The organism is Lentzea sp. NBRC 102530 (assembly GCF_030269365.1).
Classification (GTDB): Bacteria; Actinomycetota; Actinomycetes; order Mycobacteriales; family Pseudonocardiaceae; genus Lentzea.
Window position 1 is genome coordinate 252,591 of record NZ_BSTF01000001.1, and the last position, 19,257, is coordinate 271,847.

General features: G+C 69.5%; 12 protein-coding genes. 6 read left to right on the forward strand and 6 right to left on the reverse strand.

Translation table 11 applies throughout. From position 1 onward, the window contains the following. Positions 1-113 precede the first annotated feature (113 nt). The gene (locus QSK25_RS01245) at positions 114-1,712 is read right to left on the reverse strand and encodes a DUF4331 domain-containing protein (RefSeq protein WP_285631156.1); all 1,599 of its coding nucleotides are present in this window, start codon (positions 1,710-1,712) and stop codon (positions 114-116) included. Positions 1,713-1,751: 39 nt separating this feature from the next. Beyond that, entirely contained in the window at positions 1,752-2,927 is a 1,176-nt protein-coding gene (locus tag QSK25_RS01250) for a pyridoxal phosphate-dependent aminotransferase (protein WP_285631159.1), read from the reverse strand. Between the two features lie 442 nt (positions 2,928-3,369). On the opposite strand from QSK25_RS01250, the gene QSK25_RS01255 reads away from it, so the two are divergent. Then, positions 3,370-6,876: an ATP-binding protein gene (locus QSK25_RS01255; RefSeq protein ID WP_285631162.1), complete on the forward strand. Its 3,507-nt coding sequence runs from the start codon at positions 3,370-3,372 to the stop codon at positions 6,874-6,876. 31 nt (positions 6,877-6,907) lie between these two features. After that, positions 6,908-9,388 (forward strand): DNA gyrase/topoisomerase IV subunit A, encoded by a 2,481-nt coding sequence (locus tag QSK25_RS01260; protein WP_285631165.1) that lies wholly within the window; start codon positions 6,908-6,910, stop codon positions 9,386-9,388. A 193-nt stretch (positions 9,389-9,581) separates the two neighbouring features. Here the strand turns inward: QSK25_RS01260 and QSK25_RS01265 are convergent, their stop codons facing one another. Beyond that, a complete protein-coding gene (locus tag QSK25_RS01265; RefSeq protein WP_285631169.1) occupies positions 9,582-10,184 on the reverse strand; it encodes a TetR/AcrR family transcriptional regulator in 603 nt (200 codons plus the stop codon). A gap of 89 nt (positions 10,185-10,273) precedes the next feature. On the opposite strand from QSK25_RS01265, the gene QSK25_RS01270 reads away from it, so the two are divergent. Then, positions 10,274-11,002 (forward strand): SDR family oxidoreductase, encoded by a 729-nt coding sequence (locus tag QSK25_RS01270; RefSeq protein ID WP_285631172.1) that lies wholly within the window; start codon positions 10,274-10,276, stop codon positions 11,000-11,002. A gap of 88 nt (positions 11,003-11,090) precedes the next feature. Beyond that, positions 11,091-12,095, forward strand: a complete 1,005-nt coding sequence (locus tag QSK25_RS01275) for a methyltransferase (protein WP_285631175.1) — start codon at positions 11,091-11,093, stop codon at positions 12,093-12,095. On the opposite strand, the gene QSK25_RS01280 is transcribed toward QSK25_RS01275, so the two are convergent. After that, a complete protein-coding gene (locus tag QSK25_RS01280) occupies positions 12,079-14,394 on the reverse strand; it encodes a thiamine pyrophosphate-binding protein (protein WP_285631178.1) in 2,316 nt (771 codons plus the stop codon). The genes QSK25_RS01275 and QSK25_RS01280 overlap by 17 nt on opposite strands. A gap of 132 nt (positions 14,395-14,526) precedes the next feature. On the opposite strand from QSK25_RS01280, the gene QSK25_RS01285 reads away from it, so the two are divergent. Beyond that, positions 14,527-14,964 carry an Lrp/AsnC family transcriptional regulator gene (locus QSK25_RS01285; protein ID WP_285631181.1) on the forward strand — a complete coding sequence of 146 codons (438 nt, stop codon included), beginning with the start codon at positions 14,527-14,529 and terminating at the stop codon, positions 14,962-14,964. Between the two features lie 236 nt (positions 14,965-15,200). Continuing rightward, the gene (locus QSK25_RS01290; protein WP_285631184.1) at positions 15,201-16,904 is read left to right on the forward strand and encodes a diguanylate cyclase domain-containing protein; all 1,704 of its coding nucleotides are present in this window, start codon (positions 15,201-15,203) and stop codon (positions 16,902-16,904) included. On the opposite strand, the gene QSK25_RS01295 is transcribed toward QSK25_RS01290, so the two are convergent. Together QSK25_RS01295 and QSK25_RS01300 are read right to left on the reverse strand one after the other, a co-directional pair. Then, complete coding sequence (locus QSK25_RS01295) at positions 16,901-18,013, reverse strand: glycosyltransferase family 4 protein (RefSeq protein WP_285631187.1); 1,113 nt, start codon at positions 18,011-18,013, stop codon at positions 16,901-16,903. The two genes, QSK25_RS01290 and QSK25_RS01295, sit on opposite strands and share 4 nt — an antisense overlap. Beyond that, positions 17,986-19,143 carry a lipopolysaccharide biosynthesis protein gene (locus QSK25_RS01300; protein ID WP_285631190.1) on the reverse strand — a complete coding sequence of 386 codons (1,158 nt, stop codon included), beginning with the start codon at positions 19,141-19,143 and terminating at the stop codon, positions 17,986-17,988. The genes QSK25_RS01295 and QSK25_RS01300 overlap by 28 nt, the downstream gene beginning before the upstream one ends. Positions 19,144-19,257: the final 114 nt, after the last annotated feature.

Genomic DNA, 19,257 nt, shown 5'->3' on the forward strand with positions numbered 1-19,257 from the left:
CGGCGCAGGGGGCGCGCCCCCGGCCCTGCTGTCGGCAGGACCGGAGGCGGCTAGGTGAGCAAGCGCCGCGGTGACCAGGAGAACCACCGCGACGGCCTGCTGTTGTTGGTACTTCACTTCGAGTGCGACCCGTACTTGCGGATGTGCTGCTGACGCTTGCGCCACAACAGGAAACCGGCGCCGAACACGACCGCCGAGCCGACCGCCGTCGTCATGGCCATCGGGTCGATGTTCCCGATCTGACCGACCGGGTTGACCGCGACCTCGGCGCTGTTGCCGGAGGTGTTCACCGCGGTGCCGTTGCGGGGCAGGCCCACGTACGGGAAGTTCGCCTCGAACGGCTGGTCGTTCGCGTCGACCTTGTCGCCGGTGGCGAGCGCGTCCACGAGCTTGCCGGACGCCGCGGCACCCTCCATCGCCTGGATCGCGATGTCCACCACGTCGTCGGTGAGCCGGCGACCGTTCGGGAAGCCCTGCGTGTCACCGGCGAGCAGGCCGAGGCGGTTCGGGTTGGCGTTCGGGTCGATCATCATGTTCAGCCGCAGCATCTCCGCCGGGCGGAACTTCTGCGCGTTCGCGTCCTGGTTGTTGACCTGCGAGTTCAGGTCGGCGTTGATCTGCGCGCCGAGCTTCTTCGTGATGCCGGTCAGGAAGATCTCGGCCAGGTCGTCGCGCTGGCCCTGCGGCGCGGGGATCTTGTAGATCGCCTCGATGAGCTTCGGCAGCTCCGGGTTCACGACCCGGTCCACCAGCTCCTTGACGTTCGCGTCCTGGTCGGGGCGCAGGCCGTTGAACGCGTCCTTCAGGCCCGCGGGCGCCACGACCTCGTTGACCAGCGGGTTGCCCAGCCGCGAGACCTGCACGAAGTCACCGGTCGGTTCCGCCTTGCCCGGCGAGAGCTTCAGGCTGCGCTTCTGCGTGGTGCTCCAGACGCCGATGTTCGGGTTGCGGTGGTTGTCGTTGCGCAACGCCAGCGCGTTCTTCGGCAGCTGGATCGCGATGGTGTTGACGTTGTAACCACGCAGCGTGTCCTGGCCGACCTCGCTCAGGTTGCCGCCGTAGAGCAGGTCGAACACCCGCAGGTCGGCGAAGAACGAGTCCTCCGACGGGCCCACGTAGACCTTGCCGCCGCCCGCGATCTGCGTGATCGCCTGGTCGCGCAGCTTCTTGAAGTCGGGCATCGACGCCGGGCCGTTCGGGGACGGCGCCACCGGGGCGTTGTTCACCAGCTTGACCTTCTGGCCGTTCTGGTAGATGGCCTCGAGGTTGTAGCGCTGGCGGAACAGCAGGTTCTCGTCGTCGAGCGACTCCACGACGCCGTTGGTGTACAGGAACGTGTTGTTCTTGCGCCGGTCGTCGGTCTGGAACGTGAACCGCAGCGTGACGTCGGGCTTCGCATCGCCGTCGTTGTCGACGTTGAAGTCGTACTGCGCGTCCTCGGCCCACGGGAAGAAGTTGGGGCCACCGTTGGGTTCCTGGAACCCTGACCAGTTGCCGACCAGCGTCACGGTGTCCTTGTGGTCAGGACTCACGAACGCGTACAGGTCCGTGTTGTCCACGGCCGGGTCACCCGCGATCAGCGGAGCCTCGCGGTGGGACGACGCCGTGGCGTTGTTCCCGCCGAACATGGCCGCGTTCAGCAGTGTGGCGGCCACCAGCGCGGCCGCAGCCACCTGGCCGCGCCGACCGCTGAGGGCGTGCGGTGATGACATCTCTGGGCAACCTTTCGGAGAAATGGTTCAGGTGCGCTGTCACGCGCTGTGCATCAGCAGCGACGGTTCGCTGGAGTGGCTCGAATGGCTTGCGTGGTCGTTCGTCCACCTCGCCTGGGTGAAGTCGCGGATGCCCTCCACGAGCCGGTCGACGTCGTGCTCGGGGCGCACGACGAGCCGGGCGAACTTGCTCGTCATGCCGAGCTTGTTGCCGCACTCGCGGATGAAGACCTGGTGGCGGGACAGCAGGTGGTCCCGCAGCTCGCGGCCGTCGATGCCGCCGCCGAGCTTGACCAGCAGGAAGTTGGCCTGCGAGGAGTAGACGGTGAGGTCCGGGGCGCGCGAGAGCTCCATGCCCATCCGGTACCTGTCCCGTGACAGCAGACGCAGGCTTTCGGCGTACTCCGCCTCGTGTTCGGCCAGCATGAACACGACGGTCTCCGCCAACGAGTTGAGGTTCCACTTCGGCAGGATCTGGCGCATCTTCCCGGCCAGACCGGGGTTCGCGACCAGGTAGCCGAACCGGATGCCGTGCAGGCCGAAGTTCTTGCCGAGGCTCTTCAGCACGACCACGTTGGGCCGGATGGACGCCTCGGCCGCGACGCTCGGGTTGCGCTCGACCTCGACGAAGTCGATGAACGACTCGTCGATGACGACGAGGTCCAGGTCGGCGAGCTCGTCCATGAAGCGGATGATCTCCCTGCGGGGCAGGTAGCCGCCGTCGGGGTTGTTCGGGTTGCAGATCACGGCGACCTTGCTGCCGCGAGCGCGGATGAACTTGATGTACTCGTCGACGTCCAGCTCGAAGTTGTTGCTCTCCTGGAGCAGGAACATGTCGACGCGCTTGTTGCTCTCCATCGGCTGGTCGGTCCAGCGGCCGAAGGTGGGGATCGGGATCGCGACGCTCTCGTGGATCCACATGTGGTCCATCCACGTGATGAGCTCGGTGGACCCGTTCGACATGGCGATCGTGGCCGGGTTGAGCCCCAGCACGGCGCTCAGCTGGGCCGCGATCTTCGTCGAGTCGCTGGGGTAGAACTTCAGGACCGCCTCGAGGTTCTTGGACAGCTCCTCGAACATCTGCGGGGTCGGAAAGTACGGGTTGCACGGGATGCAGAAGTCCACGAGCTCGCCCGCACCCGTCCGCGACAGCTCGAAGTAGGACGGGCTGTGCGCGGTCTGCTGGAAGAGACCCGAGTCCACACCATGCCGCACGCGATCACTCCGTCCCTCGGTCCGTTTCCGACATCGGGGCATACGTGCCGATGTTCATCGCGGTTCACGGGTCCGTTTCGGGAAGGTCTCGGAACGGTCTCGCGCGCAACCTCGCCCCGGCGTGCCGACGACCTGCCCGGCCACTGCATTCGTGTCTACATAGGACGGTTGAACGGCGCTGATCCGGACCGCTGGGTCGCGTGCTCGCGTGCTCGGGCAACCGCGCTTGACGCGCGCTCGCGTGCGTGACGTTCGCCAACCGGTCTCGTTTGGGGCTGGTTCGACTGTTTTCGCAGGTCGACGGGTTGCAGAGGCCGGTTTCACGTTCCACTGACGCGCCGTCCGGGGCGGTTTCCACCTCCGTGACGGGCGTCCTGCGAAGAATTGTCGGTGGGGACGGATACCCTGCTGGCAGTCCGCACACAATCAGGGAGCAGTACCCGTGACCGCAGAGACCCTGTACGGGGCCGACGACCTCACCCACCTGGAAGGTCTGGAGGCCGTCCGCAAACGGCCCGGCATGTACATCGGGTCGACCGACAGTCGTGGCATCAACCACCTCTTCAGCGAGATCATCGACAACTCGACCGACGAGGGCGTCGCAGGCCACGCCACGCGCGTCGTCGTGACGCTGCACGCCGACGGCAGCGTCCAGGTCGACGACGACGGCCGCGGCATCCCGACCGACGTGCACGCGAAGTCCGGTCTGTCCGGTGTGGAACTCGTGCTGACCAAGCTGCACGCCGGCGGCAAGTTCGGCGGCTCCGGCTACAAGACCTCCGGCGGCCTGCACGGCGTCGGCGCTTCCGCCGTCAACGCCCTCTCGCACCGCTACGACGTCACCGTCCGCCGCGGCGGCAAGGTGCACGAGATGTCGTTCGCCCACGGCGTGCCCGGCGTCTTCGACGGCCCCGGCCCCAAGGCGAAGTTCACCCGCCAGTCGGGCCTGAACGTCGTCGGCAAGATGAAGCGCAACGAGTCGACCGGCACCTCGACCCGGTACTGGTACGACGCCCGCTACTTCGAGAACGGCGCCGCCCTGGACGTGGACACGGTCCGCGCCAAGCTGCGCAACACGGCGTTCCTGGTGCCGGGCGTGACCTACGTGCTGCGGACCGCCCTGGAAGACTCGATCTCCGAAGAGGTCTTCCACTACCCCAACGGCCTCACCGACATGGTCGAGTTCCTGGCGCCCTCGGGCGACCGGGCCGTCTCCGGGACCCTGGTCATCACCGGCACGGGCGCCTACTTCGAGAACGCCGCCGACGAGAACGGCGTGATGCGGTCCAAAGTGGAGCGTCAGGCCGAGGTCGAGGTGGCGCTGCGCTGGGGCACCGGCTACGAGCGCACCGTCGAGTGCTTCACCAACACCATCCGCAACATGCACGGCGGCACCCACCGCCGGGGCTTCGACCGCGCCGTCCTGAAGTCGATCCAGGACGCCATCTCCAAGACGCGCGGCCTGCTGAAGCCCAAGGAGGAGATGCCGACGCTCGACGACGTGCTGGAAGGCATGACGGCCGTCGTCCACGTCCGCATCCCCGAACCGCAGTTCACCTCGCAGACCAAGGACGAGCTCTCCACCGCCGGCATCACCAAGGTGCTGCAGGGCATCGTCGACCAGCACGTCCGCGCCTGGACCGAGGACCGCAAGACCAAGGTCGAGGCCAAGACCGTCCTGCAGAAGGTCGTCGACGCCTCCCGCGTCCGCCTGACCCAGAAGCAGCAGAAGGACGCGGCCCGCCGCAAGACGGCGCTGGAAGGCGCCGCGATGCCCGCGAAGCTCGTCGACTGCCGCACCACGGGCGTGTCGCGGTCCGAGCTGTTCCTCGTGGAGGGCGACAGCGCGCTCGGGTGTTTTGTGAAGGAAACTCGCGTTTCGCTCGCGTCCGGCAGGTCGCTGTCCTTCGGCGAGCTCGTCGAGGACTGGGAGCGCGGCGTAACGCACTTCGGTTACGCCACCAACAAAGCCGGTCGTGTCGTCGTCGTCCCGCTGGTCGAGCCGCGGCTGACGAAGAAGGATGCGCCGCTGGTCCGCGTCACGCTGGACAACGGCGAGTCCGTGCGGTGCACGCCCGACCACCTGTTCCGGCTGCGGGACGGTTCCTACCGGCGTGCCGATGCCCTGCAGCCCGGTGATTCGCTGATGCCGCTGTACCGGTCGGTGTCGTCAAAGGCCGAGGGCCACAACCTCGACGGGTACGAGCGGGTCTGGATGAACGACCGGCAGGAGTGGGTCTACACCCACTACCTGGCCGACGCCTACAACCTGCGGCACGGCTTCGACAGCGCGGAGAACGGCAACGTCCGCCACCACGTCGACGTCGACAAGCGGAACAACGACCCGCGCAACCTCCAGCGGATGACGTGGGAGGACCACGCGGCCCTGCACGCCGCGCTGATGGGCGAACACGTGCACGAGGGCTACCGCGCGTGGCTCGCGGCGGGCGGCACCGAGTTCAAGTCCGCCATGCTGTCCGAGCAGTGGAAGAACCCGGAGTTCCGCGCCTCCTGCCTCGCGCGGCTCGCTGACCGCAACCAGGACCCGGAGTTCCGCGCCCGGATCGAGCAGGGCTTCCGCGACTGGTATTCGGCACTGAGCCAGGGCGAGAAGGCCGTCTACGCCGAGCGCATGCGTGCGTTGCAGGCCGAGTACTGGGCAAAGCCCGAGCACCGCGCCGCGGCAGCCGAGCGGGTGCGCGTGTTCTTCGCGCAGCCAGGCAAGCGCGAGGAGTGGCGTGAGCGTTCGCTCGCGCAGTGGCAGGACGAGGAACTGCTCGCCTGGCGTTCCCGCGCCACGACCGAGCAGTTCGCGGATCCGGCCGAACGCCAGAGGCAGCGTGACACGATCCTCACCTGGCACGAGAACAACCCGGAGTTCGGCCGCGAGCACTCCGCCCGGATGAGGCAGCGCATGGCTGACGCGTCCACCGGTCACCTGGAGAAGGTCCAGGAGGGCCGCCGTCGGTACGTCGATTCGACTCCGCGTGCGGAGAGGGTCGCGCGGCAGACCGAAGGCCGTCGGATCGCCGCCCTGAAGCGCCTGGCGCCCATGCTGGACACGCCGTCGAACTTCGAGCTGGCGTTGTCCTACGAACTCGACCGCAAGCAGAACGCGAAGACGGGACTCAAGTTCCGGAACGTCCTGGCGCACTACGACGACGACTTCGGGCGGCTGCGCGAAGCGGCGTCGATGGTGAACCACACCGTCGCCTCCGTCGAGGCCTTGCCGGAGCGTGAGGACGTCTACGACCTGACAGTGGACGGCTACCACAACTTCGCGCTCGAAGCCGGTGTGTTCGTCCACAACAGCGCTCGTATGGCGCGGGTCTCCGAGTACCAGGCGCTGCTCCCGTTGCGCGGCAAGATCCTCAACGTCCAGAAGGCCTCGCTGGCCGACACCCTGCGCAACGCCGAGATCGCCTCCATCGTCCAGGTCCTCGGCGCCGGCACCGGCCGCACGTTCGACATCTCGGCCATGCGCTACGGCCGCGTGATCCTGATGGCGGACGCGGACGTCGACGGCAGCCACATCCGCACGCTGCTGATCACGTTGTTCGCCAAGTACATGCGCCCGGTCATCGAGGACGGCCGCCTCTACGCGGCCATGCCGCCGTTGCACAAGGTCATGACCCGCGGCCGCAACGCCGAGACGCACTTCACCTTCACCCAGCGCCAGATGGAGCAGAAGGTCGCGCAGCTCGAAAAGGCCGGCAAGCAGGTCGTCACCCCGGTCCCGCGGTTCAAGGGCCTCGGCGAGATGGACGCGGACGAACTGTGGGAGACCACGATGAACCCGTCGAGCCGCTCGGTCCGCCGCATCACCATGGACGACGCCGACGCCGCGGAAGAGGCCCTCGAACTGCTGATGGGCGAGAAGGTCGAGCCGCGCCGCAACTGGCTCGTCGAGTCCGCCGCCAGGGTCGACCAGTCGGCCATCGACCTCTAAGCCTTCAAGAAACAGACGGAGTCACGAAGTCATGGCACGCCGCAAGGGACCCACGACCAAGGTCGACCCAGCCGCGTTCGACCGGGCCGGTAAGACGGTTCTCGACAACTCGCTGAAGACGGAGATCGAGGACTCCTACCTGGAGTACGCGTACTCGGTCATCCACTCGCGTGCCCTCCCGGACGCGCGCGACGGCCTCAAGCCGGTACACCGCCGCATCCTCTACTCGATGCACGAGCAGGGTTACCGGCCGACGCACGCGTACGTGAAGTCGTCGCGCGTCGTAGGCGACACGATGGGCAAGTTCCACCCGCACGGCGACACGGCCATCTACGACGCCCTTGTGCGCCTCGCCCAGGACTTCAGCCTCAACGAGCCGTTGATCGACGGCCACGGGAACTTCGGTAGTCCAGACGATGGACCGGCCGCGAGCCGTTACACCGAGTGCCGCATGTCCCCGGTCGCCATGCAGCTCGTCGGCGAGCTCAACGAGGAAACGGTCGACTTCCGTCCCAACTACGACGGCTCACTCCAAGAGCCGTCTGTGCTCCCGGCGGCGTTCCCGAACCTGCTGGTCAACGGCACGTCCGGCATCGCGGTCGGCATGGCGACGAACATGATCCCGCACAACCTGCGCGAGGTCGTGGGCGCGGCGCGGTGGCTGATCAACCACCCGAACGCCGACCTCGACAAGCTGATGGAGTTCGTGCCGGGCCCCGACCTGCCGACCGGCGGCATCCTGCTCGGCCTCGACGAGGTCCGGAAGGCCTACGAGACGGGCCGCGGCGTCGTGCGCATGCGGGCCAAGGTCGAGATCGGCCCGCTGGAGGGTTCGCGCGGCCGCCAGGCCATCACGGTCACCGAACTGCCGTACGGCGTCGGTTCCGAGCGGATCGTCGAGAAGATCACCGACGAGGTCAACAAGTCCAAGCGACTCACCGGCATCGCGGACGTCAAGGACCTCACCGACCGCGAGAACGGCATCCGCCTCGTCATCGAGTGCAAGGTCGGCGTGAACCCGCAGGCGCTGCTGGCGGACCTCTACCGCCTCACGCCGATGGAGCAGTCGTTCGGCATCAACAACCTGGTGCTCGTGAACGGCCAGCCGCAGACGCTCGGCCTCAAGGAGTTGCTGGAGGTCTTCCTCCAGCACCGCTACGACGTCGTCACGCGCCGCACGAAGTTCCGCCGCCGCAAGCGCGAGGAACGCCTGCACCTCGTCGAGGGCCTGCTGCTCGCCCTGCTCGACATCGACAAGGTCATCAAGCTGATCCGGGGCAGCGAGAACGCCGCTGCCGCCAAGGACGGCCTGATGAAGCAGTTCACGCTGTCGGAGATCCAGGCGAGCTACATCCTCGACACGCCGCTGCGCCGCCTCACCAAGTTCGACAAGCTCGAGCTCGAGAACGAGCAGGACAAGCTCCGCCAGGAGATCGCCGAGCTGAGCGCGATCCTGGACGACGAGGGCGTCCTCAAGAAGCTCGTCTCGACCGAGCTCGCCGCCGTGGCGAAGGAACTGGGCGGCGAGCGCCGTACGAGCCTCATCGACGGCGACCTGAAGGAGGTCCTCGCGGCCTCCAAGCCGGCGGGCCCGCTCGAGGTGGCCGACGACCCGTGCCAGGTGATCCTGAGCGCCGCGGGTCTGGTCGCCCGCACCGCGGCCGAGTCGGAGGAGGCCTCCGAGGGCAAGCGCCGCGCGGGCCGCGTGAAGCACGACGCCGTGGCGGCCGTCGTGCACTCGACGGCACGAGGCCAGGTCGTCCTGATCACGAACCTGGGCCGGGCGTTCAAGACCGACGTGCTCCCACTACCGGTGCTACCCGAACAAAGCGGCACGGTCTCGTTGCGCGGCGGCATGGCGGCCTCCGAACTGGTGCCGCTGGACAAGGGCGAGAAGGTGGTCGGCATCGCCCCGCTCGACCCGAAGGACTCACCCGGCATAGCGCTCGGCACCAAGCTCGGCACCGTCAAGGTGTGCGTGCCGGAGTGGCCGGTCCGCTCGGACGAGTTCGAGGTCATCACCCTCAAGGACGGCGACGAGATCGTCGGCTGCACCTGGCTCACCGACGGCAGCGAAACCCTCGCCTTCGTCAGCTCCGACTCGTCCCTGCTGCGCTACGACGCCAAACTCGTCCGCCCGCAGGGCCTCAAGGGCGGCGGCATGGCGGGCATCAACCTGAGCGGCGACGCCCAGGTCGTCTTCTTCGGCGCGATCCGCACCGACGACGACGAACACGGCGAACCGATGGTCGTCACCTCCTCCGGCCAGAGCGTGAAGGTCACCCCGTTCAGCGAGTACCCGGCCAAGGGCCGAGCGACCGGCGGCGTCCGCTCGCAGCGCTTCCTCAAGGGCGAGACGCACCTGGTGCTCGCCTGGATCGGCTCCCGCCCGGCCGGTGCCGACGACAAGGGCAGCCCGGTGGAGCTACCGGACATCGACCCGCGCCGGGACGGTTCGGGCCACGCACACCCCGGCCCGGACGTGATCGGCCACCTGATCGAACGCGACTAGCACCTCTGGTTCCGGCTGTCGGTGCGAACGCGGTCGTTCTCATCGACAGCCGATCCGGTCGCCGTCAAATGCGGTGCGGCGGAGCCATCCACAGGGGACGGATCCGTTGTGCTGCGGTCAGAAGCCCGCGCCGAGGTGGTCGAAGTCGCCGAACGTCCATTCGCTACGCGCGCATGGGCTTTCCGTTGAGCGGTTAGTGCGACTGGACGACGGGCCAGTTGTGCAGGGCCGTGTCGGCGATGCCCCGCAGATCGGCGCGGCTCACTCCGCTCGCGGCCTGCACCGAGATCCCGAACCCGACGGTGATGACGTACAGGGCGAGCCTGCCCGCGTCGGTGCCGGTCGGCAGATCGCCCTCCGAGACCGCGCGCCGGAACCGCGTTTCGAGGAGACGGCGGCCCTTGTCGCGCCACTCGGCGAGGATCTGGCGCGCGGTCTCGGCTGCCTCTCCTGCCGCGAGCGAGCCCTGCACGCCCAGGCACCCCTGCGGGCCGTCCGGGCGGGTCGTGGTCAGGACCGCGCCTTCGAGGAACGCCTTGGCGACCTCGTGGGCGGTCGGTTCGTCGACGGCGCGCAGGGCATAGGAGGCCGGGCCGTCGTCGTAGCGGGCCAGGGCCTTGCGGAAGAGTTCTTCCTTGTTGCCGAACGCCGCGTACATGCTGGTCCTGGTGATGCCCATGGCCGCGGTGAGGTCGGTGAGGCTCGCGCCCTCGTAGCCGTGCCGCCAGAACACCAGCATGGCGGCTTCGAGCGCCTCGTCCGCGTCGAAGCTCCTGGGTCTGCCGATCGCCGTCACGCCACCAGTCTACCTATTCGGTACCGATCGGTCCGTAAGTGATACGGTCGACTTCGGTACCGATCGGTACCGAAGTCTTGGGAGGGCAGATGGCGCGGTTCGAGGGCAAGACGGTGGTCGTGACCGGCGGCAGCAGCGGGATCGGACTGGCCGCCGCGCGGAGGTTCGCCGGCGAAGGTGCGCACGTGTTCATCACCGGCAGGCGGCAGGTCGAGTTGGACGCCGCGGTGGAACTGGTCGGTGACGCCACCGGTGTGCGCGGAGACGTGGCGGACCCGGCCGACCTGGATCGGCTCTACGACGCGGTCCGGGCCAGGGGAAGGGGTGTGGACACGTTGTTCGCCAACGCGGGTGTCGGTGCGTTCGCGACGCTCGAGGAGACGACCGGGGAGCACTTCGACCAGGTCTTCGCCGTCAACGTGCGCGGCACGCTGTTCAGCGTCCAGAAGGCGTTGCCGTTGCTCAACGACGGCGCCACGGTGGTCGTGAACCTCTCGGTCCGCGCCGATGACGGTGTCGCGGGGTTCGGCACCTACTCGGCGACCAAGGCCGCGCTGCGGTCGTACGTCCGCACCTGGGCCAACGAGCTCAAGGATCGCGGCGTGCGCGTCAACGCGGTCTCTCCCGGCACGATCGACACCCCCGCGGTCGCCGGGATGGACGAGGCGGTCCGGGCGGGCTTCGCTGCGCGGGTGCCCATCGGCCGCACGGGCACGGCGGAGGAGGTGGCGGACGCGGTGGCGTTCCTCGCCTCGCAGCAGAGCAGCTTCATCGTCGGCGCCAACCTCTACGTCGACGGCGGCGAGAATCAGCTCTGACACATTCCTGGCGGCGCGTAACCCACACGGGTCAAGAAGCCCTGGAGAATTTGCCTGATTCTCCCAAGGTGGCGATACGGTTCTGCCCATGACCAGTCCCGAGGCCTCGGCGGTGCACCTCATCGGGGAGGCGCACGCGTATCTGAAGGCCGCCGCTCTCCGGGCGGTGGCGGTGCTCGGGGTGGCCGACCACCTCGGCGATGGACCGCGGCCGGTGGAGGAGCTGGCGCGGGAGACCGGGACCGACGCCGACTGCCTCGGGCGGATGCTGCGGTTGCTGGCCGCCGGCGGGATCTTCCGGCGGGAGCCGGGCGGCTTCTCGTTGACGCCGCTGGGGCAGGGGCTGCGCACGGACTCGCGGTACTCGGCGCGGTGGGGCATTGTCATGTCCACAATGGACACGCATTGGCAGAGTGCGTTCGAGCTGGGAACCAGCCTGCGCACCGGGAAGCCGTCGTTCGAGGCGTTGTACGGCAAGCCGTTCTTCGACCACGTCGCGGAGGACGAAGCGGCCAGGGCCGAGTTCCACGGCGGGATGGGCAGCTTCTCCGGGGCGGCGCGCAGGCTGGCGCTCGACGAGTACGACTTTCCCGGCGGGGGAACGGTCGTGGACGTCGGCGGCGGCAGAGGTGGGTTCCTGAGTGACGTGCTGAAGGGCAACCCCGGCCTGGACGGAGTGCTGTTCGACCAGGCGCACGTGCTTCCGGGGGCTGTGCCGGACGGGGTCGGGGAGGGCAGGTGGACCGAGGTCGCCGGTGACTTCTTCGACGAGGTGCCCCGGGGCGACGTCTACCTGTTGTCGTACGTGTTGCACGACTGGGACGACGACGCCTGCGTGCGCATATTGGGCAACTGCCGTGAGGCGATGGTCCCCGGCGGCCGGATCGCGGTGTTCGACGCGGTCGTGGGCGCCGGGGACGAGCCTGAGGACGCCAAGCTGCTCGACCTGGTGATGATGATGCTGGTCAGCGGTCGGGAACGGACGGCGGAGGAGTTCGAGCGGCTCTTCGAGAAGGCCGGTCTCCGGGTGGAGCGCGTCGTCGGGTCGGAGGGGCCGTTGTCGGTGGTCGAGGGGGTCAGGGCCGAGCGGTGACGTCCAGGGCGGCGCTGACGATGCTGTCGGTGTCGATGCCGTGGTGGCGGTACACGCTGTCCAGGTCGCCGGACTGGCCGAACGCGCTGACGCCCAGGTGCACGGCGCCGCGACCGGTGACGCCCGCCAGGAACGCCAGGGTGTGCGGGTGGCCGTCCAGCACGGTGACCAGGGGCGTCGCGGGGAAGAGCGTGTCGAGGATCCACGTCGGGGCGTCCGAACGACCTCGACGTGCTTGCACCGCACGGAAAACCAGGTCGGGGCTCGTCAGGCAGACGACGTCGGCGGTGACACCGAGAGCGGTCAGGCGGTCGGCCGCGGCGAGGGCCTCGGTGACCAGGGCACCCATCGTCACGATCGTCACGTCGGCGGAGGCGTTGCGGCGCAGCGGGTAGCCGCCGGCGACGACCTGGCGGCGGCGGCGTTCGCGGGCGGCGGGGTCGGAAGGAACCGCGGCCAACGTCTGGTCCACGGGGCGCGTCGACAGGCGCAGGTAGGCGGATGTGCCGTCGGGTTTGCCCAATGCGCCCAGTGCGGCCAGCAGGCACCACTCGGTGTCCAGGGCGAAGGCCGGTTCCCACGTCGTGCAGCCGGGTTGTTCGATGCCGATGGACGGGGTGGTGATCGACTGGTGCGCGCCGCCCTCGGGGGCCAGCGTCACGCCGGACGGGGTGCCGACGAGAATCGACTGGCCGCCCGCGTAGAGGCCGAACGACCACGGCTCCAGCGCGCGCGAGACGAACGGGTCGTAGAGCACGCCGATCGGCAGAAGTGGCTGGCCCCAACGGTTCCAGGTCGCGCCGAGCTCGCCCAGCAGGCCGACGAGGTTGGTCTCCGCGATGCCCAGCTCGATGTGACGGCCGGTCGGGCGTTCGCGCCAGTGCAGGATCGTCTCGGCGTCGTCGGCGAACCAGTCGACGTTCTCACTGGTCGACCACACGCCGACCTTGTTCACCCAGCCGCCCAGGTTCGTGCTGGAGCTGACGTCGGGGGAGACGGTGACGACCCGCGCGCCCGCCTCCGGTGCGACGCGGTTCAGGTCGAGCAGGGTGCGGCCGAGTGCCGACTGCGTGGTGGCGGTGCCGGACGGGGTGCGGCCCAGGTCGGCCGGCACGGCAGGTGGTTCCGTCGGCGCGACGGGGGAGCGGAGCAGCCGGGCGGCCGCGGAGCGGCACAGCAGTTCCTCGGCGCTGCCGGGCGTAAATCGTTGCCACGGCTGGGAAGCGGACATCCCCGATCGCTCCGCCAGCTCCTCGAACTGGGGACCGGACAGCAGTGCCGAGTGGTTCTGCGGGTGCCCGGCGGTCGGCAGGCCGTGTCCCTTCACGGTGTAGGCGATGATCACCGTCGGCCGGCTGTCGTCGATCTCGGCGAACGCCGCGCGCAACGCCGCGTGGTCGTGCCCGCCCAGGGAACGCAACGCCGTCACCAGCTCTTCATCGTCCAAATCGGACACCAGAGAGGAAATCCGCGAGGCATCGGGACCGTCACCCGGCAGCAGCGAGCGCAACCGGTCGGGCGTGTGCCGCAGCAGACGCTGGTACTCGGCGTTGGTCATCGTGTCGATGCGGTCGCGCAACGCCTCCCCGCCGGGCCGCCGGAACAGGGCCTCCAGCGCGGCGCCGTACTTGGCGGTGATCACCTGCCAGCCCGCGGCCGTGAACAACGCCCGCATCCGGTCGGCGGCGAGCACCGGCACGACCCGGTCGAGCGACTGGCGGTTGAAGTCGACGATCCAGACGATCTCGCCCAGCGCCGTGACCATCGGGTCGCAGATGGCCTCCCAGACCGCGCCCTCGTCGAGTTCGGCGTCACCCACCAGCGAGTACTGCCTGCCCAGCGGCTGCTCGGCGAAGTGCCCGCCGACGTACCGGCGCGAGAGCGCGCCCCAGATCGGCGCCGTAGCGCCGATGCCGACGGACCCGGTCGAGTAGTCGGCGGGCACCGGGTCCTTCGTGCGCGACGGGTAGCTCTGCAGGCCGCCGAACGAGCGCAACGTCGTCAGGGCGTCGGCGTCGAGCTGCCCCAGCAGGTACTCGATCGCGTGCAGCACGGGGGAGGCGTGCGGCTTGACCGACACCCGGTCCTCCGGTCGGAGATGCTCGAAGTACAGCGCGGTCATGATGCTCGTGATCGACGCGCTGGACGCCTGGTGGCCACCCACCTTGAGGCCGGAGGCGTTGGGGCGCACGCGGTTCGCGTGGTCCACGATCGCCGTCGACAGCCACAGCACCCGCTGCTCCACGCTCCGCAGGACGTCCAGGTCCGTGGCGGTGGTGCGCTCGCTCAACGTCGTCATGGCACGAAGTGGAACCAAGCCCGGGAACGGGCCGCAAGTATCACGCGTGATTTCGAGGTCTAAGTGCAGTTTTCCGCCGCCGGAACACCCAGCTCGCGCTAAAAAACTGCGCAAACCACTAGAGTTCGGCTCATGGCCGACTCGATCGACGACCTGGACCGCGAGATCCTCGCCTTGCTGATCGAGGACGGCCGCCGGTCGCTGGTCGACATCGCCGACCGCGTCAGCCTCTCGCCCGCCCCGGTGAAGCGCCGCATCGAACGGCTGGAGCGCCTCGGCGTCATCACCGGCTACACCGCGCTCGTCGACCACGGCAAGCTCGGCGCGGGCCTGGAGGCGTGGGTGGAGCTCAGGTTCGCGGGCGACGTCAGCGTCGAGGAGGTCACCGACGCGATGATGCGCATCCCCGAGGTGCAGGAGATCGTCACCGTGGCGGGCGATCCCGACGCCCTGGCGCGGGTGCGGCTCACGAACGTCGCCCAGGTGCGCGACGTGATCGACCGGATGCGCGAGGGCGGCTTCGTGATCGGCACCAAGACGTTGATGGTGCTGGGCCGGAAACGTCGCTGAGCCAGGCGGGCGTGTACCGTCGATCACGCGTGTTTCCGCAGCTCAGCAGCCCAGGTCAGGTGGAATTCGGCGGTGTGCGAACCGGTCGTGCTTTCGGCCCGAACGTCTCCGGGGGGCTTCGGGCTGCGCGAACGGGCGGTGGAAACGATGAACCTCGGCGCCGATGTCACCCCGTTGGCCCAGCAGCGGGGTTGTTGCCCTTGTGCTGTCCGAACGGGCTGGTGTGAGGTGTCGCAGTGACGACGTCCGGCAGCGCCCCGCAGCGGTTCGACGCGTTCTTCCGCGCCTGCCCGGCCGCGGCCGTCATCACCGACCCCGACGGGGTGGTGCGGGCCGCCAACCCCGCCTTCACCGACCTCGTCGAGAAGACCGAGATCGGCGCGCGCGTCGGGTTCGGCATCGGCGAGATGGCGACGACCGGGGCCACCGGGGCGTTCCTCGCCGACACGGTGAACAAGCTCCGCCAGAACGCCGACCTCGTCGTGCGCGGTGAGGCCGAGATCGTGTCGGCGGAGGCGCCGAGCCGGTACGTGCGGGTGTCGGCGACCGCGTTGCCGGAGGAGGGGCTGCTCTTCCTGTTCGAGGACGAGCAGGAGTTGCGGCAGCTGCAGGAGACGTTCCGGCACCAGACGTTGCACGACTCGCTGACGGGCCTGCCGAACGACGCCTACTTCCGCTCGAAGCTCGAGAGCATGGTCGGCGGGCCGGCCGACGGCGACCGGATCGCCGTGCTGTTCCTGGACGTCGACGGGTTCGGCGTGATCAACGACGGCCTCGGGCCCGACCTCGCGAACCGCGTCCTGTACGCGACCGCCGCCACCCTGCGCGAGGTGTTCGCGCACGAGAACGCCTTCATCGCGCGGCTGTTCCGCGACGAGTTCGCGGTGGCGCTCAAGGGGGACATCACCCAGCAGTCCGTCGTGGCACTGGTCGAGGAGATGATCGACCGGCTCGCGCAGCCGGTCTACCACGACTCCCGCGTCGGCGTGGGGGTGAGCGCGAGCGTGGGCGTCGTGGTCGCGGACTGCGCCGGCGCCGACCACAGCGCGCTGGCCCGCTCCGCCGAGGTCGCGTTGCACCGCGCCAAGGAACTCGGCAAGTCGCAGTGGGTGCTGTTCGACCCGGAGACGGACCGCACGGCCCGGGACCGCTACTTCCTGGCGGCCTCGCTCGCCGGTGCGATCGAGGTCGGCGAGGTCGGGTTCGTCTACCAGCCGCAGGTCGTGCTGCCGGACGCCCCGGTGATCACGTCGCTGAAGGCGAGCCTGTGCTGGCGGCACCCGTCGCTCGGGCCGCTGGGCGCGGACGAGGTCTACGCGCTCGCCGAACTCACCGGCATGACGATGCCGCTGGGCAGGCACCTGCTCGCGGAAGCCGTCGAGACCGCCGCCGACTGGTGGGCCCGGTTCGCCGACGCAGCTCCGGTCGTGTGCCTGAACCTGCCGCAGCGCATGGCGATCGACCCCGACCTGGTCCGCATCGTCCGCACCGAACTCGACCGGCGCGGCGTGGACGCGCGGCGGCTGATGCTGTGCACGAACAGCGCCTCGTTGCTGGACAAGCGGGGCGACCTGCAGGAGTCGATCGGCGTGCTGGCGCGGCTCGGCATCGTGTTCGTGATGGACGTGGCCGGGCTGCCCGACCTCGAACTGGTCGCCGCGCTGGAACTCCCGGTGCCCGGCGTGATGCTGGTCGGCCCGGTCGTGGCCGTCACCGCCACCGGCGAGGCCCCCGAGTGGGCCCGCCGCCAGATCAGCCACCTCGTCGAACGGGCGGGGCAGCTGGGCGTCGTGGTGGGCGCGCACGGCGTGGCCTCGCAGGCGCAGGCGGAGTTGCTGCACTCGCTCGGCGTGCTCGTCGCGGCCGGCCCGTACCTGCCCCAGTACGAGAGCAGGGACGAGGCCGAGGTGTGGGCCGGCCGCGTCTGGTCCGCGGGCTAGGACACGGCCGGGCGGGCGTGCTTCTCGAACAACGCCTCGAAGGCGTCCAGCACGGCCGGAACGCTGTACCTGGCGTCGGCCGCGCCGTCTGACATCGGCGGGCTGTCGAAGAGCGAGCTGAGGCCCGCCGTGATCGCCGCCGCGTCACCGGGCGGCACGACCACGCCGAAACCCGTCTCCCGCACCGGGATCCGCACGCCGGGCAGGTCGCTCGCCAGCACCGGCACGCCCGCCAGCATCGCGACCACCTGTACGATCCCGAACGCCTCGAAGGCGTTCACCGACGGCAGCGCGAACACGTCGAGCGAGGCGTAGAAGTCGCCCAGGTCCTCGTCCGGCACGAACCCGAGCAGCTTGATCCGCGGGTCGCCCGCGATGTGCGCGCGGACGCGGTCGATGACGCTGCCGCCCGCGACGTTGCCGAAGTCGCCGCCGATCAGCAGCCGCGCCGACGGGTCCGGCAGCGCGCGGAACCCGTCCACCAGGTGCTCGACGCCCTTCTCCTCGACGATCCGCCCGAGGAACCCGACGTGCGGGCCGTCGCCGTCGCGGAACCGGGGCGTGCCGGCCGCAACCGGGCGGCACGGCGGCGGGATGGCGGCCATGTGCGGCCGGATCGACGGCCACAGCCTGCTCGCCCGCGCGTAGTCCTCGCTCGTCACCGCGACGGCGGCCGCGCGGCGCATCGCGAGACGGCTGGACGCGTCGATCACCTTGCCCTGCACCGCGTTCACCGCACCGGGCGGCAGGCTGACGTCGCAGTGGTACGTCACGACGACCGGGCACTTCGCGAGCGCCGCCACCGGACCGGCCTCCAGCATCGGCAGGTGCAGGTTCAGCACGCGCGCGTTCGCGGACGCCTCGCGCACCATCGCGGCGAACGCCGGGCTGATCACGCCCTTGCCGAGCTTCGCGAGCACCGGCGCGCGGCTGACCCGCACGCCGTTGATCGTCTCCTCGTGCGGCAACGACGGGTCGTGCCGGGTGGTGACCACCCTGACCCGCTTCCCGCGCTCGGCGAGACCCTCCGCGACGTCCCGAGCGAAGTTGGTCAGGCCCGACACGTACGGCGAGTAGTAGGTCAGGGCGATGACGAGGTCGTCGAGCACAGTTCGCTCTCCTGTCGTGGGGAAGTGAGCAACCGGACCCCGACGAGCAGTCCGGTGAGCGATCCGGCGAGGAACGCGATCTCCGCGCGCAGCACCAGATCGGGGATGACGGCGAACGTCGCCGCCGCGGTCAGGACGCCGGCGGCCCAGCTCCACGCCACCCGGCTGTGCAGGGCGTCCGCGACCAGCGCCTGGGTGGTGACGATCAACCCGAGGTGCGCGACCACCCCCAGCGCCAGCAGCGCGAGATCACCCGCGGACACCACGTAGAGATGCCCGAACACCAGCTGCACCAGCCACGGCCCGATGGTGAACGCCACCGCGACCCCGGCCGCCCCGGCCACCGCGAGCAGGACGGCGAGCCGGGTCACGACGGCCCGCTTCGGCTTGCCCGCGATCACCGGCAGCAACGCCGTCTGCAACGGGACCGCGACGAACAGCGGGACCCGGGCGAGCAGGAACGCCGCGAGGAACACCCCGGCGCGGGCCCGTTCCCCCGGTTCCGCGACGGCCGCGACGACGACCGGAATGCCGTTGAGCAGCAACTGTGCGCACAAGGACCCGACGAGCAACGGCGCGACCGAGCGGGCGATCTCGCGCACGGGCACCTCGCGTTCGCCCTGCCACCAGATCGCGGCCAGCACGGGCAGGTGCGCCACCGCGACCGCCGCCACCAGCGTCCACTCGAACTGGGCGCTCGTCGTCGCGCCGAGCCACCCGGCGAGCAGGGCGAACAGCACGCGCAGGGCGGTGTCGGCGACCAGCAGGCCACCGTGCCACGACAGCCTCCCGCTGCCGATCAACGCGCCGCGCACCAGGAACTGGGCCGCGGACAGGAAGCACAGCACGACGACGGCGGGGGAGAGGAACGCGGCGAACACGCTCTCGACCAGGGCGATGCCGATCGCCACGACCGCGGCCGACCGCAGCGCGCGTGGCCCGAGGCGTGCCAACTCCTGTTCCACCGGCAGGAAAGCACCGAACCCGACCAGCAGCGCGATCGACCAGAACGCGCCGAAGTCGCCGTACTCGGCGGGGGTGACGCCGCGCGCGACGATCGCGAGGTACACGTTGACCAGCAGTCCGGACAGGACTATGCACACCCCGACGAAGCTGAGGGCACGGAGCATGGGCGGACCCTATCCGTTGCGGCGTGGCGGTTTTCCCGTCCGTAACACGAATCCGGGGTATGGCAACGCAGACGTAGCAATGCCGTGGGTGACCGGCCGGTTCGCGTAACGAGG

Bases quoted from the DNA above. Each gene is read 5' to 3' on its own strand.
- QSK25_RS01275 (WP_285631175.1), top strand. From the start codon at position 11,091: ATGACCAGTCCCGAGGCCTCGGCGGTGCACCTCATCGGGGAGGCGCAC.
- QSK25_RS01270 (WP_285631172.1), top strand. From the start codon at position 10,274: ATGGCGCGGTTCGAGGGCAAGACGGTGGTCGTGACCGGCGGCAGCAGC.
- QSK25_RS01285 (WP_285631181.1), top strand. From the start codon at position 14,527: ATGGCCGACTCGATCGACGACCTGGACCGCGAGATCCTCGCCTTGCTG.
- QSK25_RS01260 (WP_285631165.1), top strand. From the start codon at position 6,908: ATGGCACGCCGCAAGGGACCCACGACCAAGGTCGACCCAGCCGCGTTC.
- QSK25_RS01245 (WP_285631156.1), bottom strand. From the start codon at position 1,712: ATGTCATCACCGCACGCCCTCAGCGGTCGGCGCGGCCAGGTGGCTGCG.
- QSK25_RS01280 (WP_285631178.1), bottom strand. From the start codon at position 14,394: ATGACGACGTTGAGCGAGCGCACCACCGCCACGGACCTGGACGTCCTG.
- QSK25_RS01300 (WP_285631190.1), bottom strand. From the start codon at position 19,143: ATGCTCCGTGCCCTCAGCTTCGTCGGGGTGTGCATAGTCCTGTCCGGA.